The organism is Desulfosporomusa polytropa, from assembly GCF_055380075.1.
On sequence record NZ_AP042400.1, the window covers coordinates 4,149,671 to 4,170,040 of the forward strand.

Annotated in this window: 33 protein-coding genes; 14 read left to right on the forward strand and 19 right to left on the reverse strand. The window is 41.1% G+C overall.

Translation table 11 applies throughout. From position 1 onward, the window contains the following. Positions 1-76: 76 nt before the first annotated feature. Positions 77-1,873, reverse strand: a complete 1,797-nt coding sequence (locus ACZ449_RS21100; RefSeq protein ID WP_464258021.1) for a heme NO-binding domain-containing protein — start codon at positions 1,871-1,873, stop codon at positions 77-79. Positions 1,874-2,088: 215 nt separating this feature from the next. Between ACZ449_RS21100 and ACZ449_RS21105 the strand changes: the two genes are divergently transcribed. Beyond that, positions 2,089-2,715: a nitrite reductase gene (locus ACZ449_RS21105; RefSeq protein ID WP_464258022.1), complete on the forward strand. Its 627-nt coding sequence runs from the start codon at positions 2,089-2,091 to the stop codon at positions 2,713-2,715. Between the two features lie 47 nt (positions 2,716-2,762). Here ACZ449_RS21105 and ACZ449_RS21110 read toward each other — a convergent pair whose 3' ends face one another. Beyond that, positions 2,763-2,912: a hypothetical protein gene (locus ACZ449_RS21110; protein ID WP_464258023.1), complete on the reverse strand. Its 150-nt coding sequence runs from the start codon at positions 2,910-2,912 to the stop codon at positions 2,763-2,765. Positions 2,913-3,075: 163 nt separating this feature from the next. Between ACZ449_RS21110 and ACZ449_RS21115 the strand changes: the two genes are divergently transcribed. The 3 genes from ACZ449_RS21115 (at position 3,076) to ACZ449_RS21125 (ending at position 4,001) form a co-directional block, all read left to right on the forward strand. Beyond that, on the forward strand, positions 3,076-3,222 hold the full coding sequence (locus ACZ449_RS21115) for a hypothetical protein (RefSeq protein WP_464258024.1): 147 nt from the start codon (positions 3,076-3,078) through the stop codon (positions 3,220-3,222). Between the two features lie 255 nt (positions 3,223-3,477). Next, positions 3,478-3,621, forward strand: a complete 144-nt coding sequence (locus ACZ449_RS21120) for a hypothetical protein (protein WP_464258025.1) — start codon at positions 3,478-3,480, stop codon at positions 3,619-3,621. Between the two features lie 140 nt (positions 3,622-3,761). Further along, positions 3,762-4,001 carry a hypothetical protein gene (locus ACZ449_RS21125; RefSeq protein WP_464258026.1) on the forward strand — a complete coding sequence of 80 codons (240 nt, stop codon included), beginning with the start codon at positions 3,762-3,764 and terminating at the stop codon, positions 3,999-4,001. Positions 4,002-4,029: 28 nt separating this feature from the next. Here ACZ449_RS21125 and ACZ449_RS21130 read toward each other — a convergent pair whose 3' ends face one another. The 3 genes from ACZ449_RS21130 to ACZ449_RS21140 all read right to left on the reverse strand — a co-directional run bounded on the left by ACZ449_RS21130 (position 4,030) and on the right by ACZ449_RS21140 (position 4,775). Further along, positions 4,030-4,248, reverse strand: coding sequence for a hypothetical protein (locus ACZ449_RS21130; protein WP_464258027.1), 219 nt, complete (start codon positions 4,246-4,248; stop codon positions 4,030-4,032). A gap of 132 nt (positions 4,249-4,380) precedes the next feature. Continuing rightward, complete coding sequence (locus ACZ449_RS21135) at positions 4,381-4,524, reverse strand: hypothetical protein (RefSeq protein WP_464258028.1); 144 nt, start codon at positions 4,522-4,524, stop codon at positions 4,381-4,383. 53 nt (positions 4,525-4,577) lie between these two features. Continuing rightward, on the reverse strand, positions 4,578-4,775 hold the full coding sequence (locus ACZ449_RS21140) for a hypothetical protein (protein WP_464258029.1): 198 nt from the start codon (positions 4,773-4,775) through the stop codon (positions 4,578-4,580). A 271-nt stretch (positions 4,776-5,046) separates the two neighbouring features. Between ACZ449_RS21140 and ACZ449_RS21145 the strand changes: the two genes are divergently transcribed. After that, entirely contained in the window at positions 5,047-5,640 is a 594-nt protein-coding gene (locus ACZ449_RS21145; RefSeq protein WP_464258030.1) for a cysteine peptidase family C39 domain-containing protein, read from the forward strand. Positions 5,641-5,761: 121 nt separating this feature from the next. Continuing rightward, on the forward strand, positions 5,762-5,935 hold the full coding sequence (locus ACZ449_RS21150; protein ID WP_464258031.1) for a hypothetical protein: 174 nt from the start codon (positions 5,762-5,764) through the stop codon (positions 5,933-5,935). Between the two features lie 489 nt (positions 5,936-6,424). On the opposite strand, the gene ACZ449_RS21155 is transcribed toward ACZ449_RS21150, so the two are convergent. The 6 genes from ACZ449_RS21155 to ACZ449_RS21180 all read right to left on the reverse strand — a co-directional run bounded on the left by ACZ449_RS21155 (position 6,425) and on the right by ACZ449_RS21180 (position 9,117). Next, complete coding sequence (locus tag ACZ449_RS21155) at positions 6,425-6,652, reverse strand: hypothetical protein (RefSeq protein ID WP_464258032.1); 228 nt, start codon at positions 6,650-6,652, stop codon at positions 6,425-6,427. A 64-nt stretch (positions 6,653-6,716) separates the two neighbouring features. Then, complete coding sequence (locus ACZ449_RS21160) at positions 6,717-6,869, reverse strand: hypothetical protein (RefSeq protein ID WP_464258033.1); 153 nt, start codon at positions 6,867-6,869, stop codon at positions 6,717-6,719. A gap of 283 nt (positions 6,870-7,152) precedes the next feature. Continuing rightward, positions 7,153-7,731, reverse strand: coding sequence for a superoxide dismutase (locus tag ACZ449_RS21165; RefSeq protein ID WP_464258034.1), 579 nt, complete (start codon positions 7,729-7,731; stop codon positions 7,153-7,155). Between the two features lie 159 nt (positions 7,732-7,890). Then, a complete protein-coding gene (locus ACZ449_RS21170) occupies positions 7,891-8,058 on the reverse strand; it encodes a Spo0E family sporulation regulatory protein-aspartic acid phosphatase (protein WP_464258035.1) in 168 nt (55 codons plus the stop codon). A gap of 758 nt (positions 8,059-8,816) precedes the next feature. Continuing rightward, complete coding sequence (locus tag ACZ449_RS21175; protein WP_464258036.1) at positions 8,817-8,972, reverse strand: hypothetical protein; 156 nt, start codon at positions 8,970-8,972, stop codon at positions 8,817-8,819. After that, on the reverse strand, positions 8,965-9,117 hold the full coding sequence (locus tag ACZ449_RS21180) for a hypothetical protein (RefSeq protein ID WP_464258037.1): 153 nt from the start codon (positions 9,115-9,117) through the stop codon (positions 8,965-8,967). Before ACZ449_RS21180 ends, ACZ449_RS21175 begins: the two co-directional genes overlap by 8 nt. Before the next feature lie 298 nt (positions 9,118-9,415). On the opposite strand from ACZ449_RS21180, the gene ACZ449_RS21185 reads away from it, so the two are divergent. Next, entirely contained in the window at positions 9,416-9,568 is a 153-nt protein-coding gene (locus ACZ449_RS21185; RefSeq protein ID WP_464258038.1) for a hypothetical protein, read from the forward strand. 289 nt (positions 9,569-9,857) lie between these two features. On the opposite strand, the gene ACZ449_RS21190 is transcribed toward ACZ449_RS21185, so the two are convergent. After that, positions 9,858-10,028, reverse strand: coding sequence for an aspartyl-phosphate phosphatase Spo0E family protein (locus tag ACZ449_RS21190; RefSeq protein ID WP_464258039.1), 171 nt, complete (start codon positions 10,026-10,028; stop codon positions 9,858-9,860). 494 nt (positions 10,029-10,522) lie between these two features. On the opposite strand from ACZ449_RS21190, the gene ACZ449_RS21195 reads away from it, so the two are divergent. The 6 genes from ACZ449_RS21195 (at position 10,523) to ACZ449_RS21220 (ending at position 13,518) form a co-directional block, all read left to right on the forward strand. Continuing rightward, positions 10,523-10,978, forward strand: a complete 456-nt coding sequence (locus ACZ449_RS21195) for a CBO0543 family protein (protein WP_464258040.1) — start codon at positions 10,523-10,525, stop codon at positions 10,976-10,978. 36 nt (positions 10,979-11,014) lie between these two features. Then, the gene (locus tag ACZ449_RS21200) at positions 11,015-11,560 is read left to right on the forward strand and encodes a CBO0543 family protein (protein ID WP_464258041.1); all 546 of its coding nucleotides are present in this window, start codon (positions 11,015-11,017) and stop codon (positions 11,558-11,560) included. 172 nt (positions 11,561-11,732) lie between these two features. Continuing rightward, complete coding sequence (locus ACZ449_RS21205; RefSeq protein ID WP_464258042.1) at positions 11,733-11,855, forward strand: hypothetical protein; 123 nt, start codon at positions 11,733-11,735, stop codon at positions 11,853-11,855. 195 nt (positions 11,856-12,050) lie between these two features. Further along, entirely contained in the window at positions 12,051-12,203 is a 153-nt protein-coding gene (locus ACZ449_RS21210) for a hypothetical protein (protein ID WP_464258043.1), read from the forward strand. Between the two features lie 335 nt (positions 12,204-12,538). Then, on the forward strand, positions 12,539-13,069 hold the full coding sequence (locus ACZ449_RS21215) for a hypothetical protein (RefSeq protein ID WP_464258044.1): 531 nt from the start codon (positions 12,539-12,541) through the stop codon (positions 13,067-13,069). Positions 13,070-13,371: 302 nt separating this feature from the next. Beyond that, positions 13,372-13,518 carry a hypothetical protein gene (locus ACZ449_RS21220; RefSeq protein WP_464258045.1) on the forward strand — a complete coding sequence of 49 codons (147 nt, stop codon included), beginning with the start codon at positions 13,372-13,374 and terminating at the stop codon, positions 13,516-13,518. Positions 13,519-14,852: 1,334 nt separating this feature from the next. Here the strand turns inward: ACZ449_RS21220 and ACZ449_RS21225 are convergent. The 3 genes from ACZ449_RS21225 to ACZ449_RS21235 all read right to left on the reverse strand — a co-directional run bounded on the left by ACZ449_RS21225 (position 14,853) and on the right by ACZ449_RS21235 (position 16,062). Further along, the gene (locus tag ACZ449_RS21225) at positions 14,853-15,065 is read right to left on the reverse strand and encodes a hypothetical protein (protein ID WP_464258046.1); all 213 of its coding nucleotides are present in this window, start codon (positions 15,063-15,065) and stop codon (positions 14,853-14,855) included. Between the two features lie 44 nt (positions 15,066-15,109). Beyond that, positions 15,110-15,271 carry a hypothetical protein gene (locus tag ACZ449_RS21230; RefSeq protein WP_464258047.1) on the reverse strand — a complete coding sequence of 54 codons (162 nt, stop codon included), beginning with the start codon at positions 15,269-15,271 and terminating at the stop codon, positions 15,110-15,112. Positions 15,272-15,894: 623 nt separating this feature from the next. Next, the gene (locus ACZ449_RS21235) at positions 15,895-16,062 is read right to left on the reverse strand and encodes a hypothetical protein (protein ID WP_464258048.1); all 168 of its coding nucleotides are present in this window, start codon (positions 16,060-16,062) and stop codon (positions 15,895-15,897) included. Positions 16,063-16,432: 370 nt separating this feature from the next. On the opposite strand from ACZ449_RS21235, the gene ACZ449_RS21240 reads away from it, so the two are divergent. Further along, positions 16,433-16,681, forward strand: coding sequence for a hypothetical protein (locus ACZ449_RS21240; RefSeq protein WP_464258049.1), 249 nt, complete (start codon positions 16,433-16,435; stop codon positions 16,679-16,681). Positions 16,682-17,093: 412 nt separating this feature from the next. Here ACZ449_RS21240 and ACZ449_RS21245 read toward each other — a convergent pair whose 3' ends face one another. From ACZ449_RS21245 to ACZ449_RS21260, 4 genes are all read right to left on the reverse strand, one after another. Then, on the reverse strand, positions 17,094-17,762 hold the full coding sequence (locus ACZ449_RS21245) for a GDSL-type esterase/lipase family protein (RefSeq protein WP_464258050.1): 669 nt from the start codon (positions 17,760-17,762) through the stop codon (positions 17,094-17,096). Between the two features lie 2 nt (positions 17,763-17,764). Next, entirely contained in the window at positions 17,765-18,439 is a 675-nt protein-coding gene (locus ACZ449_RS21250; RefSeq protein ID WP_464258051.1) for a glycine-rich domain-containing protein, read from the reverse strand. 97 nt (positions 18,440-18,536) lie between these two features. After that, positions 18,537-19,022, reverse strand: coding sequence for a sigma-70 family RNA polymerase sigma factor (locus ACZ449_RS21255; RefSeq protein ID WP_464261912.1), 486 nt, complete (start codon positions 19,020-19,022; stop codon positions 18,537-18,539). A 53-nt stretch (positions 19,023-19,075) separates the two neighbouring features. Continuing rightward, on the reverse strand, positions 19,076-19,693 hold the full coding sequence (locus tag ACZ449_RS21260; RefSeq protein WP_464258052.1) for a hypothetical protein: 618 nt from the start codon (positions 19,691-19,693) through the stop codon (positions 19,076-19,078). Between the last annotated feature and the right edge of the window lie 677 nt (positions 19,694-20,370).

Genomic DNA, 20,370 nt, shown 5'->3' on the forward strand with positions numbered 1-20,370 from the left:
GGATTTTATTCCCACTGGGGTCATCACCGGCTGGATAAGCAGAGGCGGGGTTTAATCCCCCGCCTCTGCTGCAACGTTAGGTACGATACGTGTTAATATCTACGCTAAAATGTTGAATAACCGTCTTAAACTGGGTAATCTTACCCATCATATCATGTAGTTTCTCATTATAGATATGTACCGAAGCACTAACCTCTTCACTGGCGGCAGAGTTTTCTTCCGAAATGGCTGCCAATGATTCAATTTTTCCATATACCGCATTGAGACCGGTCATTTCCCGTTCTAACTTAGTAATCATATCTACAATATTTTCAGCTACCAAATGAATGTTGTCTACATGGCGGGTATTACCAATAACCACCTCATTCATTTGATGACTCTCAGCAGCCAGGATATCAAATTCAGCTTCAATCATTTGCACAACACTGTCAATAATATCCATAAGTATTTTTAAGTCGCTTGATATACTTTCCGAATGATGCTGCGATTGTTCTGCCAGCTTACGAACCTCTTCGGCCACTACGGCGAAACCGCGGCCCTGTTCACCTGCACGGGCAGCCTCAATAGCAGCATTAAGCGCCAATAAGTTAGTCTGCCCAGCAATAGCAGCCACCATTCCGGTAATTTCGTTGATTTTGGTCGCCTGATTTTGCAGATGTCCGGCCGAAGATTTAACCTCAGAAAACTTTTCCAGGCTATGCTCCAGCTTATTGCTGGATACCTGTACTTCGGCAAAACCTTTATTAATTTCATCTACCGCCGCTTCCAGACGCTCTTTATTTTGACTTTGCTCAGTTACTACTGTCCGCAACGTTTCCAGGTTACCGTTCAAGATACCTACGGCCGTTTCGGTTTCCATAGCCTGATTGGTAGCAGCAGTGGCCACATCATTCACAACTCCTGATATCTCATCTGAGGTATCCTGCATACGCGAAGCCAAGCTATTAAAGTCATCACCATAGTTATTCATCTCATCGGTTATCCCTTTAAATCCGATGAATTCGCGTTTAACCCGCAGCTTGTACTCGGCCAACATATTCATGATGTCTTCAAACTCGTCGCCAGATTCCAGCTTAGTCTCAGTATAGTACTTCCGCTCCTGAATACCGGCTAGTTCCTCTTTAATGGCGGCAAACGGCTGCAGCAACAGTCCGGCACCGCCAGCAGCTACTACACCGCTTAGCAAAGCTGTCCACAGTGGTACATTGACCCCAGCAGCCAGCAATGCCCCGTCAACCACCAGTGAAGCAGCCACTACCCCGAGGCCGATTTTGGCCGGAATACTCTTTACTATCCCCAAGGATAACAGTTTGTTCCAGCGGTAAACTTTTGTATAGCTGACCGGCTTGGGGAAAGTAATCAGCATCTTCAAGTGTTCTGCTGAAGACTCCATAACCTCAGTCTTAATGTCCTCTTTAAAAAACTCGGCAGCCCCAGCTAAGAGGCCCTTCATATAGCCGAACATGCCACGCTTAGAGCGATAGCTTAATATTGCGCCATATTCCGATACCGGATCAACTAACAGCTCAGGCGGCTTAGCCCCCGGTATTCTTTTTACCATAACAACATGAACATCATACATGGATCGCAGAAATGAATATAAGCTTTCCTGACGGAAAAAGGCCGGATAAGCCTTCGCAAAAGTTATGACATTGTCTTTGCCAATATTTAACCAGATCTCGTCCTGGCTTTTACCTGTCTTTTCGGCTAGATACTTAACAAACGCCTTGGGTTTGTCATCTTCGATTTCCTCCATAGGTAAAAACATTTTATCAGGCTGCCAGCCGACGTGCTGCATTGCTGCTACTGCCAAGGACTCGCCCCATACCTTATGGGCCGTATTGACCCAAGTCCCAACGACCGTTCCCTTCATCGAATCAACTCCAATATTCTAAAAATTATTGTAATCTTTGGAAATCATTTTCCTCGTAATATTCGTGGTTCTACTGGCATTTTCCTCTATTAGTTTACAATCTTCGCGACTTTTTCCGGTCAAAATCCCCCGCCAACCTACTGCCACCGTGAGTTTAATCACTTCAATGATTGACAGCCCCTGCTATACTTAAAGAAAAACTCAGGAGGATAACCATGACTCATCACCCCACCACTCTACCACTTACCCCGCATCTGCCTGGTGGTTTTGTTACACCTGTCCTATTGCGCCAATTGGCTGCTATTGCGGAAAAATATACAGGTACTATCAAAATCGCCGGCAACAGTGTTGTCATTCTGGGCCTAAGCCCCGAAGATCGCTCTCTGGCCTTGGCTGAACTTGGTCTTGACAGCCAATCGTTGTCCGCCAAGAGCGTGCGCAGCGTAGTCGTATGCGTTGGCAAACCCTATTGCCCACGCGCCGTTCAGGACAGCACCGCCCTAGGTCTAGCCCTTGAAAATAAGTTTTACGGAATTGATCTTCCTAGCAAACTGCGCATCGGTGTCAGCGGTTGTCCCAATGCATGTTCAGAGGTGTTTGTCAAAGATATCGGTCTTTATGGTGCTGCTAGCGGCTATACAGTTGTTGTAGGTGGAAACTCTGGCCGCCAGGCACAGGCTGGTCGTATTATTGCAGAAAAAATACCGCCAGAGGCCGTCCTGCCCCTTGTCGAAAAAATCATTGCCTACTATAAAACATACGGACATCCCGCCGAGCGATTAGGACAAACCGTGAGTCGCCGCGGTTTGGAAGATCTTGCCATAACAATGGGGATAGAATAAGACTTTCATAAAAAAACAGAGCCTACAGGGCCCTATTTTTCGAAAGCCTAACGTTTAGCAGTACCTGCCAATTCTCTGGCAAAAACCTCTTTAAAGGTTGCTTTCTGCCCCAACTTCTTCTTCGCGCCATCCGTGGCACTGCGATGGTCACGATTAGCAAATTCTAATCGATAAATAGGCATTATTTTTGTCACCATCTTAAAGCCCTCCTTGGCCTAAATATTTCCTATTCATTCATATTATCGTACTATTCCGGTTGCTTATTAAGCAATCGGAATATTTTTTGGGTTACAATCCAATTCTTACTTCGTGTTATGTTTCTACGCCGTGGTTAAACTATCAAATGAGGAGGTGGTAATTATGTTTCATAAAAAGAAACGTAATTCAATGCTAGGCATGGACATGGATATGGATTTTGACATGACCTCGATGTTAAAGGTCGTGGCTGTCGGCGCAGTTATTTATCAAGCCGCCAAATTCATGATTAACGAAATGATCGACGATTAAAAACGCCTCCCAACTTAGCGAAAGGAGGTGATACTATGGCTAAAAAACAAGAACAGTGCAAGAGCGGTTGTAAAGAGGAAAAAAATGTAGAATTCGGCAAAGAGATCTGCCCTTCCTCTAAAGAGGTCAAAAAAGAAGAAAAGTGCCGTAGATAGTGCCATGGGTGGATATTTCCACCCATTTATTTTTAGAAAACCCAATTTTTTGTGGTATATTTATCCAGGATAGGGAATACTAGCAGTGGAGGTGAGTGGAATGGGATTTAAAGATCTATCAAACAGCACTGTTGCCAAACAAAGCCAGTCCGCTGCTAACAAAAGCACAACACAGCAAAATGCAGCTACTAGCGATACCATGTCAAAAGAAGAAGCTCTTGCCAACATAAAAGCTACTAAATAAAGTGAGCCCTATCTTCCCCCTTATCAAAATAGAGTGGCGTTATGCCATTCTATTTTTTTTACAAAAAGCTTTATTGAAATAAAAAGTTTGGGAACACTATATAGTATGACCACTATATCATTGTTAGCATGAGGGGGGATTTGATGAAAAAACTTATTTCCGGCATGTTTTCCAGTGTACCAGATGCCCAGTTACTACTTGCTACCACCGGCTACGATGAAGATGCACCTGAAAACGCAACCGATAAGTTTAGCGATAATGGCAGTGATAACAGCCTGACCCGCGCTGAAATTAACTCCTCGATTGACTCTACAGCCACAACTAAAGAAACCTCTTATCACGAAGCCATAAATAAAGACCTTGATGATTCATTGTCATAGTTTCAGCCATATAAAATCCCCACAGGTACTAACCTTGTGGGGATTTTGGCGTTACCAGTGTATTCTTGCGCAACATGATTTCCTGGTATACGGCAATAATATCTGAATTTAGACCCGCTAAAATGCTGGGGGCGGCATCTGGCGACAGCTTATAACGCTGCTGCATCATCGCTAATAAATCATTCAGACGGTTTATATCCTCCTCAGCCCTTTCCATTTCCTCCCGATACCAATTCATTCCACACATTATAATAGCCTCCCTTTACCACTATATGACGCAAGAAAAAGACCCTGCAATCCGCAAGGTCTCGATTTACCTAAAAGCCGATAGTCAGCTTCAAACTGACGATCTACGCTCGACAGAAACAGCATGGGTTATCTACTTACTTTCTTGATCCCGCATGCAAAAGACCTTGTTTTCCTGACTGCGATGGAAGTTAATACATTCACAGCACTTACCATGTCGTTCACAGGTAGTTTTAGGACAGGTGCAGTTTTCTTCGTTGCAGTTAGATGTGGCCATATATATTACCCCCTACTATGTTATAAGATAAGACTTGGCTTGTGCCAAGTCCCTCAGGACGACCGAATTGCTATGCCATCCTTGGCGCAATCGGCACTAGCACCATCCGGGTGCGTCGCCGGCAGAAGCCTTAGTCGTTCAATCCAGGGAAAGTTATACTTTCCATCTGGATAAAAAAAGATATTCGAGTTTGTCAAAGAAATTCCTGCATGAAAAAGCCGCCCACCTTCGGCAGACGGCTGAAACTTCATCCGAGCAACGGAGCTCCACCAAATCAATAAGGCCTTCCACAAACCTTATTAACCCCCCCACTCCGTTGCAGCAATATCATTATACTACATTTAAACCCAAATATACAACTTATCTATTTTACAAAAACGCTTTATTTTCCCAACACTCTTAGTAATAGCTGCTATCCAAGCGTAGCGACCAGTTGAAAAATCACCCTATTTCAATCGGTAACATACAATGTTATTGTAGGGAACTTTCTCTAACATTAAGAAAAGGAATTGAAAAATAGCAATGACAACGACACCAGAGAGCATTAATATTCTGGAAGATCAAACCCGCGACTGCAAGCGCTTTATCTACGTTCCTTTGTGTAGACAGGAAACCGAATACACCTGCGGTGTAGCATGCGTACAGTCGATACTGGGATGCTACGGCTTCGATTACCGTCAGGACGAATTAGCTATAATACTAGAATCAAAACCGAAACTGGGGACGAACTACCAAAAAATCATCCTCTTTGTGGAGATGATTGGCTTCCAAGCCTCTTTTATTGAGAATATGAACATTGATTGTCTTAAAGCTTTTATTGACGACGGGATAACCCCTATGCTTCAGATCCAGGCATGGGGGGAAAACGGCGTCGACTACGCTTGGGACTGGAAGGATTCGCACTATGTGATAGCCTGCGGATATAATGGGAACCAAATATTTCTTATGGACCCTTGGACTCTCGGAAACTACACGTATCTCACCGCCGAAGAGTTACTGAAGCGCTGGCACATCCCAGTCGTGGGCTTCGGCCAGTGTTACGGTGGCGGGCTGATTATAAAAACTGATCACTTCCAATTCATATACGACCCCAACATTGTTAAATACCTCGGATAATAAACGGAAAAGGCTTTTATACAATTACCACAACTCTTATTCATGCGACCCCACCCCCAAATATTATAAAAATGCATGTACAATCGCTCCCTGGCAGAACCTATACCAGGAGGTGATTGCAATGCTTAAAAAATCTAAAATGAAGTTATTCACTAGTGAAACTACCAAGAACGCTAGTGACTCTGCCCTATCACCCGAACAAATAAATGACCCAACAAATTCCAATGCTACTGCTAACGATGCCGAATATCTTAAAGAATTGGAGCAAGTTGTCAAAGACAGGGCGGCAGACTAGCTGCCCTGTCTACCATATCTTACCACTCGAATCTATACGTCTTACATGCTAAAATAAGTATAGGTTTCATAGTTTCATATGCATTCAGAAGAAGTCAGCCAGGCGACGGCTGGCTTTTTCATTTGTTCAGTTCTGTGCCTACTGTTGCCAGTGTTACAACTTCAACATTTGCCCTTCCACTGTATACAAATCAACTAGTAAACTAACAATATCTTTTTACTAGGCTATTTTTTTTCGTTCAAAGGCATATTGTACTTAAATATTTATCACCGCCATCTCACATTCTCACCCCAAATAAATAATTCAGTCCCGTATATACTAATCTGGGAAGGTCTCCCCAAGGAGGCGAAGCTATGGAAACGATAGCAATTGTAGTATTCGTTGTAGTCGGTATATGTCTGTTAGCCATCGCGTACTTTGATTGGGTCTCCTATCCCTGGCAATAACCTTGTTGCCGACTGAGGGGGCGTTATAGCCCCCTAGCCTTTGCTATTTCCCCACCAGACTCTGTCCGGCTAACTCCCGAATCTCACGTTTAAACCGCTCAGCATCACTATTGCCACAACTCAAGTGAATTAAATATTTAATACAAAGGAGCAGAGCTATCAAATCGCCCCCAATAAAAACAAAAAAATCCCTATCCAGCAGTGCCAGATAGGGACTAAATAAAACAACACCAAGCAGTATAGCCGCTTGGCGTTTGGTTAAACTAAGCATAATTCTTTCCTCTCCCTTGAGCGCCGTCGTTTGCGGCGCTATTTTTGTATCTGTTAGCAGATGACTATAGTGCAATTAGTACTATCAGTACAATCACCGCAACACAGAGCCATATTTGCCACTTTTCAAAATTATGGAAAGCAGCGAAACCTGCCACAATACTGTCGGCTTTACGGCCTACATCATCTATCGCATTTTTAATTTTTTCCTTATCCATACCATACCTCCCTATTATGTTACTTCATTATATGCAGTTCATAAATAATTTTCTTAGCAATCTTCCCTTAAATTAAGATCAGCCAATCACCTGCACAAATTTGATTTTGGGGAACTTGTCCCTGGGACAAATCCAACAATGTAGTGGCAGCGAAACCCGCCACAATACTGTCGGCTTTACGGCCTACATCATAAAGAGGGAATGAATAAAAAAGCCGCATCCACGAAGGATGCGGCAAGTAAATTCATCAGATGGGAAATTGAGGAAAAGGAGAATATTAACCTTACTCTTCCAAACGTTCCTGGACTATATCCCAGTTGATATTAGCAAAGAAGGCTTTTATGTAATTATTTCGGTTTAAGTCATAGTCGGGCATGTAGGCATGTTCCCAAACATCCATGACCAGCAGGGGTTTGCAGCCTGCAGGATGGCCGGTATCGTGTTCGTTGATCCAGAAGTTGATCAATTGCCCGTTTTTGATGTCCTGGTAAAGCACCGACCAGCCGATACCGCGCATCATGCCAGTGCCTTTGAAGTCCTGCTCCCATTTATCGTAGCTGCCAAAATTAGATATGATTTTTTTGAAAAGCGAACATTTACGATTGATACGTCCGTTGCCGCCGAGATTACCGAAATAGTATTCGTGAAGGCGCATGCCGTCGAATTCCCAGCCGAGGCGCCGTTTCGGTTCAGCATACTCCGGACCGTTGGTTCGGTTTGCGTCCAGCAGGTCCCGCAGCAACGCAAGCATGATATTGGTATTATTGACATAACCTTGGTACAGGATAAAATGCATTTTCAGAAGTTTATCGCTAAAACCGTCCATACCAAGCAGGTAAGAATAATTTTGGGGAGTGTACACAGGCAATTCCTCCTTATTTTCTCCTATTACAGCTTATGCTGGATATTAATAAAAGGATATTACTATAGCTGCGCACAGAAATTGTAAAAATTTCTCATATTTTTGTATAGAAAGTGCTTAAATAGCACAACCAATATAAGTGGCCGTACTTTAGATTAGTCATGATGCAATTTTTTCAACTTTACTTTGTAGCCTATAGTATGCGTTTAATTCTGCATCTAGTTGTTGGCTTGCAATTAAAGCCTGAGTGCTACCTATTCCGTAAATCTCCACAAGTTCATGCATTTTTTGACGTAAACGCTCAATGTTTACTAAAATTGCTGCCACTTTTACCTCAGTCCCTTCCGCTTTTAAACAACAATGTATACATTATAACAAACTTTACAAATAATGGAACACTAAAATAAAAGTTTATATTTTCTGATAAATTAAAACATATACTACCTTAGGAAAAAACGAAAAGCTTCCGGTTCTCCAGTAACCATTCTATGGATAAAATGCAAGTTCTGGGAAAAGCGCAAGTTCAGAAGTTGGAAGTAAGAGTTCCGGGAAGAACACGAAACCAGCTTGAGGAGGATCATCATTATTATTACTATCAGGCTTATTGTTACAACATGGACATACGCCACGAAAGCAGTAGTAATCGAATTCGCAACCACACCGCGAACATACCTTATATAATCGAAAGAAGCAAACTCTATATAATTTAAAAAATGGTTTATACATTTTGATACATTTTTTCGAGGGTTTTGGCATATGCCAGTTTGGTACGCGAGAAGAATAACCCACAAGGCTCCCCCCCCATGTTCTTTTTATCTATTATATGTAAAGCATTAGCCGTCTGCCACAAATTATAAAGACCGCCTACCAGGATAAACCCGGCAGACGGCTATAACATTTAAAGGGTATCACGTACCTCTAAGACGCCGTTATACATGTATTTAGGCCATAAGGTATTAAGTAGCTCATGGAGGGGGTGCTAAGTTTAGGGTTTTCCTTTCTACTCCTTATATTAAAAGCCGACCGTCACCATCAGGCCGAAAGCTTTACTGCTATTCCTGCAGATAAAACAGCGGTTGGGCTGGTTAATCTTTTAACAATAAAATTGCTTGCTGTAAATTTCTTAATGCTTGTTTGACTGATTCGTCTGGGTAGCAACTATCTATCATGCAAGATACGTGCATATCTTTACAGATAACTTTTAATTGTTCCCGGTAATCTTGTTTTTCCTTATTAGTCATTTTTACCACCTCGTAATTTATTTAAATATTCCTCTAGCATTACCTTTTCTACCGGGGTGATTCGCTTGGTGAATTGGGCTGTCCGGTCTGAGGTTGCTGAGCCGATTTTGCGTCCGGCTCCTTCTCGCTTACCACCGCTTGGCATTGTGTCGCCTCCAATAGTTGAATAGTGTCAAAGTCGATGATTAAGACCCCCGACTTTATCATCCTAGTTGATAGTTAAATTATACACTATTATACGATTAAGTGCAGGCAATAATTCAAATTATGTTATTAAACCGATATAAACCAAACAAAGTATAATTATTCCTCTATAAATGAAGGATATGATTAAACCGTCCACCCCCAACCGTCAGGTTGAGATATAGGGTATTAATTTTCAAAACACAAAGTACCCAGCGGCATGGCAGTCGCTGGGTACTTTTATATAGGAGAGAGAAGTTGTGAAGATTTATGTTCAACAGGAAGACATTGCCTTCTGTGAATTTTCTATATTGAAAGTATACATGTATACTTTTAGAATTTCTTTAGAAAAGGTTGGAAAATGGAAAAAGCCGCCCACCATTATGAACCCGGCAGACGACAAATTATTCTGATTGCTACACCTTAGATTAATTGTGCTTTAATCAACACGTTAACCAAAAAATCCCACCCCCAACCAATGGCTGAGAGTGGGATTTTATAAGCGACGACAAGTCTATAAACCAGTTACTAAATACTAATTTCCTTACATAATTAAAAGTCTCGGCACACGTTAGGACTATTTTATTGCACCTCCTGTTTTAAGGACAAGAAAAGCGCTCCGAAGGACGCTTAAAGAATTAGCAGCACCAGTCCTGTTTAATTTTATGGTCGCATTTGGTAAAAGAAAAGAGCTCGCAGGCTCTATTTGTTAATTTTTTCTGTTAACATTCTCTGATACTCATTTAATAACACATCAAGCATTTGGCTTGCCCGGACAACTTCTGGATCAGTTAATGTTTTTTTCAGAGCAACTTCATTCATCTTACTGCGTAGCTTTTCAATCATTTCCTGAAGCTCAATAAGTTCGGCCATATTACCTTCCTTTCATTCTTAGATAACTACATTGTTCCCAAGAGCGAAGGGATATATAGCATAAACTTACCGTCATCGGCTTGTCATTGCCGTTTTTGGGCATAAGAAAAGACCACCCATTAAAGATGGTCGACTTACCTATGTTCTGTAAACTTATCGAGGGCTTTAGGGCGACATATAGCCGCCCTTTCTTTATGCTCTATTTCTAATTACCGTACTGTCTATATGTATTACAACCTTAGATTTCTTGATCACAATACACTTCCTTCCCGTTTCTCAGCCCATCGCTAACGGTGCTTATACTCTTGGTTGATTGGTAGCATGTTCATGGCTCCCACTCCCAAAGCCGCTGCATGCCTTTGCTAGTACTGTTTCGCACCGCAGGCAATGAGGCTTGCCCACGGCTGCAGGATTGTTATGGCTTTCATGTAGTTCCTTCTTTGATTAGGTATTAAAGTTACATTCTCAGGCTACGCTATGTTAGGTGATTAACGATGTTTTATATTGTACGGTTCATAATTGTTTGGATCATTTGGTTTGTATATGCTAACAAAAGACGCTGGAAGGAAATGCTTCCTGTGTGCGTGTTTGCATCTTTTCTTGGGCTAATAGCAGACATACTTATTGAATATTACCCGCATTGGGAATACATTGAAGAAAGCATGCATCCCCTGTTTTTAGAATTAGGTGATGAATTTGAGATTTTCCCGGTCGTAACCTATCTGTTTATTCAGTGGATTCCAGTAAAGCAAACTTTGAGAAATATGTTCCTCTACTTCTTTGGTTGGACAGGAGTCGCAATTCTCATTGAGTATATACACTTAGTTACAGGCCACATGGAATATTTAAACGGCTGGACTATATGGCATTCCTATATAGCTGACTGGATATTATTCTGGTTGTTTTATAAGTTTCATCAAATACTTGAACTTAAGAAACTTTCTAGTTAAATAAATCATTATAAATTTCGTGGAGGCTATCACTAAATGTCGTTTCCCTTTGATCATATTATTGATGTCAAAAAACATCTTACTAAGTTACGTGTCGACTATTGGTATAGTAACTCTTTTATGTCAATAGAATGGTTTTGTCTACTAGCTATACTCATAATCTCTTGGCTTATAGCGTTAAAATTGCTTAATAAAAAGAAAAGCACTGCAGTTATCCTTTTTGGATTGCTTATGATACTTATATTCGACTTTCTTGATCAGTTAGGTGTAATGTTTAATCTATGGGATTATCGAATTGAAATTGCTCCACTACCGACTGGGCTTCTTGCAATAAACTACGCTTTTGCGCCCGTATCATCAATGCTGATATATCAGTATTTCCCTGATTGGAAACGCTTTTTACTCTATTCGATTCTACTTAGTCTAGCGGGGTCTGCAATTATTGAACCTCTTCTAGCGGTTTATAAAATCTACATCATGATTAATTGGGAGCATTATTATTCTTTTCCAATCTACATTGCGATAACTGCTATAGACAAAACAATTGTTGATTATTTAGATCAACTGCAATTAAAAGCATGATATATCTAGCCGCATGCACTAAGGTACTCCAACCATTACCTAAAAACAATGATAACAAGGATTAATGCCCTCTCTGGCCCGAAGGACGTGTGATCGCCCCCAATTTATTTGAAAAATTTCACTGCCGTATTTCATCGCATTTCGGAAATACTAATTGGGGAGGTGTGGATTTTTGAGCAAAAAACATGATGATCGAACCAATGAGTGGCATAAACAGCAACAAATTTTAAAGGACTATAGAAATAAAAAGTTATCAACTAATACCTCGGATGATATAGATAAAAAACAAAGTTGATTGTTGGTGGCGATTGCCACCTTTTATTTTTTCCTCAAACTGTCCGCTCCGCTGGCGGCGCTTATATTCGCGGTTGATTGGTAATATGGTCATGGCTTGACGCCCCTTTTCTTACTTCATAGCCTCAAAGGGATTTATAAAGCTTGCATTAAAACACGTCCATCATCTAAACTAAGGAAGAAAGGGGGTTGTATTATGCCAACCTTCCGTATCATCATAAATGGTGAACCAACCAAAGAATTAGTAATTGGAGCGACTTACATGGACGCATACTTTCTGGCAGAAAAGACTGTGCCTCATGCTTATAGAAAAGATTTTAAGCTCGTAGTAGAAGAAGAATCGGAATAACCTCAATACCCTGAACAGCGCTAACTACGCTGTTCTTTCATTTTCCCCTCCCCCGAAAACTCCGGCAACAAACAAATTCGATTCAATCCTTTGGTTCCAGTTCTTAACTGCTGCCACCACAGAAACCATTGATATTACCTTGCCCAGAGTACGCAAACTTATTGATAGTGGCACAAAACCAACCCAACGTGCTTGCAGGGTTGTTCCTAGATATAATTCACATTCCTCAAGCAAAGCTTATAGAAATGGCTTTCATGGCTTGGCCTCCCCTCGTATATAATCCAGATATTAAGCTAAACCTAAACCTATCTTGCTACCGTAGGGAGTGACATTTTTTGAGTAATAGCATAATCATGTGGTCAATGTTTTTCATTCCTTGGCTATCCCTCTTTTTCATGAAGAAGGAAGAGGTAAAGCGTTGGATGCCGGTCACTGTATTTGCCGTACTTTTAACTACGATAATTCATGATATTGGTACTACGCTAGGGTTTTGGGCTACCCGTGAGGCGCCATTCCCATTCAATCAAATGTTACCTTACTATTTCGGTACAATGCCTGTATTAACAATGTGGGTTTTTAAGTTCACCTATGGACGATTTTGGCCGTATATGGTTACCAATACAATCCTAGATATCGGGTTTAATTTCTTTCTACTAAACTACTTTTTACCTAGTAGAGGTGTATTTGAGTTTAACATTTCCCCTTTGTCGTCATTGCCAATAACTATAATGCACGCAGTAGTGATTTACGGTTATCAAATGTGGCAGGATGATGTATTCGCTCGAACCGAAAGAATTAGTACCTCGCCGAAACTACATCCAACAGCAGCAAAACCATTGCCTAAAGACTTTGATAAAGAGGATTAATGCCCTCTCTGGCCCGAAGGACGTGACGATATAGATAAAAAACACAGTTGATTATTGGTGATTGTCCCGACCTTCGGCGATCCAAAATATAATTCAAATCGCGATAGCGCTAAGGAAAAAAATACTCAAAATAAACCACTATTACCAGATAATAAATGATGCTAAATACTTTATTAGTCGGCTATTATAGCCGACTAATATTTATTTTTCCTGGTTTGCTTAGGCTTAGTTTTGTATGGTGAATCACCTTTAACAACATAATCCGTATAATAAAGTAACCAGAACTATGAGGTGGTGATAATTTGATTATTGATTTTAATGAAAAGAAATTTAGATCTGAAGTTATAAACATGGTTAGCCCTTTGGGATTAAGCAAACATCAGATTGAACAAATCATCGCTCAGGCACTACTAGCAGTCCGTAGGTCAAGTAAATCAGTAAAAATGTAGTTTTACTCACCGCCGCTAACGCGGCTTTTTTTGTTTTTTCGCTTGTTTCAACTAACCTTGAACTGGCCCCCACATAAATAATTCAGTCTCGCACATACTAACACTGGAAAACTATTAGCCCAAAACTAGAACAGAGGTGATAATTACGACTTATAGAGGTAACTCTTATCTAAAATTCCGGACTGATAAAACATCTATTGAACTTGATTCCACCAACAAAGAAATTGACACCCTAATTACTGAAAACAAATCTAAAAAGTATTTGCGTGACGAACCTGCTGTTAAATCAAACCAAAATGTTTATGACTCTTTGTCGGAGTAAGCTACCAAGGAGGAAGCCATGATTTTTATTGCAATCGTTGTCATAGTTGTTCTAGTCGGTTTAGTTATCGTTTACCTTGACAGGATTGGCTCTCCTTGGCGGTAATCATTTACCTTACTTAATCCTTGCTCCCAGTCGCTTTCCATACTCGTATTCTGATTCCCCAGGCTTTGGGCTTGACCTGATTTGCACCACTTTAGGGAGGCTCACCGTCCTGGTCCTGATCTTGGTCTTGCTCTGCCCGATTAGGCCATAGTGATGTATCAGTGACTTATCAAAAATATTCTCATTTTATCCCGGTTGAACAGCATGAATCGCTTAGAGAAATAGAATCAGAACTTAAAAAACGCAAAAAATAGTATATGTTATTACGTCTTACCGCGTGTAGCACTGTATTTTATGCCCTACTTCCGCGGACAAACGATAAAAAACAGGCTTGCAGATAGTCTGCAAACCCGTGAATTTCCTGGAGCCGATAAGAGAACTCGAACCTCCGCCCCACGCTTTACGAAAGCGTCCAGGGGCTAATTTACGTTATTAGATATATCTTTAAAAGCGTTACCGTAATCACTATTAGGTTAGATATTATCATTATCGCAAGAATAGCTATTAAGTACACTATTATCCGATCCGTTTGCATAATGGTAACACCTTCACGTTTAAAGCGTTTCTACTATATAGTATTCATCGCCCGTGAAATAATTACCTCTCAATAAACCATTTACCCTCATCGCAGAACAAAAGCACCTGCTTCCCAGCAATCTTACACGTATACCGCCAGCCCTGACCACACTTGCAATGATGTCTTCTTATACTTATGGGTTGTTCCCGATAATGCCAATTTGGATATTAAAATTTACCAATGGACGTTTGGGACTATACTAGGCGTAGAAGTTGGTGCTAATTTCTTTTTTTCCTACTTTCTTCTACCATGGTTTGGCAGCAGAGGATTTTTAGACTTTAAAGCTGATCTAATTGCATTTATTCTATCGTCATTACTTGCCCTAATAATTTATGGTTTCCAAATGTGGCAAGATGATAATTCTAATGAATAACTATAACTTTCCAGCTTCACTCCCTTCTGTTTTGTCATTGCTTCCCATCCTACGACAATCACATCACAATAAACCGGATCTAGCTCAATCATGTAACATCTATGCCCAGTCTGCTCAGCAGTCATCAACGTACTGCCTGATCCCCTAGCACACAGCCTAATCGGCTTCATCGTCGGATGTTCTCCATTCCTGAGTGAAAAAAGCCCGTTACCGCTCAACGTTGATTTTTTAAATCATCATATTCTTGCATCTTATTCCTGAACGACTGAATCGCCCGAATCGCTTCAGGTGAGTTTACACCTTTTTTACTAACAACGTCATGAAGTTCTTCCTGCAGCTGTTCCACTTCTTTCCATAATTCTTTATAAGCTTGCATAACATCTAAACAACTCCTGTTACCATTTTTTTACATTAATTCGCCAAAAGGAAAATTATTCCTGCAATAAAATATATTAGGCAACGCAATAATTTCGCGCTGCCTAGTTACCAAAGTACATTTACTTTAAATACCATTAAACGTCCTATTTTAGTGACCTTAATTTGCGTATATCCGGTGTATATTTCCCCGGCTTTTTATATTTTGGTTTAGTTGTTAAGCCTGTCCACATCATTCGTAACACAATGTCTCTATCAGCTATATACTTAATTATTACCCCTACTCTCAAAATGGCTTTTGAGAGTAGGGCCGCCATTCTGTGGCAAAAGTAAACAATAGCGATTAAAGGCAGTAAAATTACAGGTATTTTAATTAACGCCCATATAATTCGTCTTATGATATACAGCTTAGAACTAAACGTAGATACCATGATTTTTTTCCAACTGAAACGACTAAATATTCGCATCAGGTATATCAATTTGCTTCACCTCATTTGACCAACCCAAAACCTACTATTTTATTTACTTATTCTGCCATGTCCTAAAAGTTTTTATTTTACGTAGCAACCCTTTAGTTTCGCCATCAAAAGTTAATACCCGATCATCCACGTACACAATCACCGCCTACATATCTGTATCTGCCTTCGATTCAGCATCAGTCTCCCTCTCAATCGATTTTTGAAGGTGGCGGCGTAAATCCGCATTTTCTTTTAATGCTATTAAATATGCTTTTGCTAGTTCGGTTCTATCCATATCACCTATACGCATATACAACCCGTCAATGTCACACATTCATACACCCTCTTTCCGCTGCAGTTAACATTATTATTCGATACCAATCGTATTTAGTATTGCCACCAGCCTCTTCCCTATCACGTATAAAAATTACCAAATTGAAGATAATATTAATGTGTATACACCATTAAATAGTTAGGTGACCGTAAAAACGGAGCCTATATACTTTTTCTTCTCCCTAGAGACAAGACCACCAATGGCGCTGGTCTTGTTCTCACCTCAAATCCCCTCTTGCAGAAAGTGGCAGGAACTATGTCGCCGTTTCCATATTCAAAGGGATTATCTTTTGCATATACTTCCAGTAGTAAAAATTCTTGTTTCTGTTCACACTATCAAAAAATGTCGCTCATTAGGAGGTCTCCTGTACATGCCTGTTTACCGCGTTTTCATAAACAATAAAGATACTGGGGATTTTGTCACGGCCTCAAATCCACAAGATGCTTATTTTGATATTTCTGCTGCAATTCCACTTAAATACGAAGACCAGGTTGAAGTGCAAGAAATCGTACATGGTGTTGGTCCCGGGTTTCCTGTTGGTAATCATACTATTCAAGCATCTACAAGCTCTACCCTCGAACAAGAGTTTTTTATAGAAAAACCTGAAGACTCCGATTAAATCCAGTATTGGTCAATCCCTCTGTCTATGCAGTAGGGATTTTTATTGTTTATCACCGCTGACACCTTTTAACTCATTTTTTTAATTTTTACTTCGTATTTTATTTCACCTCGGAAATACTGATTGGGGAGGTGATTTGTATTATTATGTGCAAAAACGTGTAACACTGTATTGTTTACCCTTGATTTAGGGCAAACAATACAAAACGGGCTTGCAGATAGTCTGCAAACCCGCGAATCTCCTGGAGCCGATAATCAGATTCGAACTGATGACCTACGCTTTACGAAAGCGTGAGAAAGTGTATTTTAATTATTGTCAGTAGCCATCAATGCAGTAAAATCAGTAGTATTGTAGTTTAACTATTAAAAAATGTTCTACAATATTTTAATTCATATTTACAGTCGCGTTGGCATCATGCTATAAGTGTATTAAAGTATTGTAATAGCGCTGTAGCTACAACTAGACTCCCTTTGCCGTTTATGTGAATTTTATCTCCTAGATAACATGTTAGATCTTGCTGATTGTTAACCATAAGCGGACTATTATATAAGTTAATATAATTGATAGAATTTTGACTGGTATAACTCATTATCGCAGTATGCATCGCTGCTATTAAATTTTGTTGTTGCTGTGCCTGGGAAGCATCTCGGTAATAAATTGGGCAATCCATTACAATTGGTGTGATATTATTTGCGAGACACATATTGACCATTTGCGTAATATTACTTATTACTGTACTAGTCGCGACAAGGCTAAAGCAATCATTGCCACCACCCATAATGACGCAATGAGTTGGCTTATATGGTGATAAAGTTGGCTTGCATGGTGATATTTTTAATATGTCGCTTCCAAATCGATCAAGCATATTTTGTGTAGTATCCCCACAATGCCCAGCATTATCTACTGGAATCCCTGTTTGTCTCTCAAATAGATTCGTCCAATGTCCTATGCTTGGCGCCCTTCCGTACGCATAATCAATACCATCCCATAGTGCGTCTGTTTGAGAGTCGCCCATGCAAGCCAACCGCAGTCCCTGGTACTTTTTATCATAGGTTATGTCGGTAATTTCGGTTAGATACATAGTTACTCCTCCCACTCAACAATAATAACACCGCTAGTTCCATTACCAGCGCGACTATATTTGCTATCAGTACTTGTATGTTGCCAAGTCCCGCCACCACCACCGCCTGCACCAAAACCAACACCATCAGAACCTTGGGTCAGTGCTTTTTCTTGGTTTGTTTGGTTCACATACGTTGCTGTACCGCCAGTTCCACCCACACCGAACAAAGAACTGCCACCTGAACCACCTTGGTAATAAATGTTGCCAGCTTCCATGTATAGGCTAGTGCATAAGATCCCGCCTTGTGAAGCATTTTCACCGCCAGCGGCTCCGCCGTTATAATGTGCGACATTGGAATCGCAATAACCCTGCTTTCCACCTTTTAATGTGATAGATCCAAATATCGTATCACCGCCTGCTTGACCTTGGACAATTCCTGCGAAAAGTGAACCGCCATCACTTTTTGCTGTGCTTCCCATACCACCTGCTCCAATGGTTATATTAATAACTTGCCCAGGCGTTACACTAACAGCCCTATTAATCATGGATTGTCCACCACCACCACCACAGCCATATATTGATGAACCGCCGCCACCGCCGGCGCAACCCGAAACATAGATAGTGCTACCTACTACATTTACTGGTACTGTAAATGTGCCGCTAGTCGTAAACATTTTTTTCTTTCGTACAGTCATTTTTTCATTCCTCCAATTAAATTATTAAGCCAACATAGCTAAGGAACTCTTATTTTTACCATGTGTTTCCTGTATATCGGCTTTCACTTACATACATTCAAGCTAGCTGTTTTTTTAAACGGCTCAACGCTCTCTTTTTTATTTGATAAACTGCCTGTGCTGTAATCCCTAATACCTGCGCAATATGTGCCAGCTTCTGACCATGCACAAAAATATGAATTAGCACCAGTAATTGTCGCTGAGGTAATTCTTGCAACGCCTCAAGCATCCTCACAATCGTTTCCTTATATATTAGCTCAGCCTGAGGATCATCTGGGGCTGCCACATACTCAAGGGCCTTATCCCCCTGGTACTCCATTTGCTTTCTTTTTAATTCTTTTCTCCAAAGATTTAACAGGCCGTATTTAACCCGACTTTCAAGATAGCCGGCCAGCGGAACTCCCAGATCCCGATTGAAGGTATGAATAGCTTGCAGTAAGGCCAGCCAAGCTTCCGATTCAGCATCTGGAACGGATTTTCTATATATACCTGCGTACTTTTTAACGAAAGGTTTAAATTGCTGGCAAATAAGTTGTTTATCTATTTGGGTTTCCTCCCATCAGAAAAATTAGCCCCCGGTTTCCCGAGGGCTTTAAATTAAAACGAGTATCTTATTCCAGTTTTGGCATGGTCATGATTAAAATCATATCCAGCAACAACACCTATATATTTACCGTCCTTAGTAATCCTCCGGCTAACATCGGCAGTAACCTCATCTAGCTTAAACTTACCCTGGACGGCCTTGCTCCAATCAGAATAAACATTAACGCCCCGAATAACCTTTTTATAGGCAAATACATTGTACTGATTTAATGTAACTGACGTATCTGCCGGTAGCTTTTCGACTTCTTTAAAATCGACTTGCTTGTCCGGCCGCTTCGGATCGGTGACAATAGCAAAGTCCGCACCAGACTTCTGACGCTCAACCTCAATAGTTTTAGTGACTTCCACCGGAACGGTTTTTACAATCGTGTCCGGTGGTTTATTTTTTAGCTTAGCAAGCTGCTGGGCTGTTTCATCAAGCTGTGACTGCAGCATAGTTATGTGAGCATTCTTTGCTGCTAGCGCCACTCCGGCTGACGTTTCGGCCTGCTGCTGGGATTCGGCAGTAACCGGCTGTGGCTGGTGAAAGTGCTGCCAGGCGAAATACCCGGCAAGCACCAATAAAATAACGCCAAGCAGTATAGCCGCCTGGCGCTTGGTTAAACTAAACATGATTGTTTCCTCTCCCTTTTGCGCCGCCCGTGATGGACGGCGTTATTTTATTACCGTAATGGCTAATCCGGCCAACGCAAGCAGGATGCTCCTGGTCGGAGAGCTCGGGGTCTGGTTCAGTTTGTATGCATACCTTTTTATTTTTTGTATGCGTTGTATGCATTTCATTTTTGGGTTTAGCTAGCTTGTCACGTTCCCATTTATAGCGAGTTTTCCATGACTTAACCGTAGCTATAGATACTTATATTTTTCGGCTATCTCCCGGTACTTCATGCCTAGGATATAGTCGCGTTCTGCGAGTTCATGCATTTGTGCCACTTACAAGGTCACCACCTCCCGGCTAGGTATCGTTACTATTTCAGCACCCCAGTCACCCTACTACTTGTCTTCCCTCTTGGGGCGTAGGCGGGTGAACAATGGATGTAGTTGTTGGCACTGGTTTAGGTTTGGGCTTGTCGGTCATAGAGTTCGCCTCCTGTTTTGGGCATAATAAAAGCGCCCCGAAGGACGCTCTAAGAAATTAATCGCACCAATCATGCTTGCACTTTTTGTGGCACTTAGGACATTCACATTCATCTTCAAACCAGTGGTCACATTTAGGGCATTTTTCACACTTTTCTTTGCATTCCCAGTGACATTTAGGGCACTGGTGAGGATGCATGTGCCCACATTTTGGA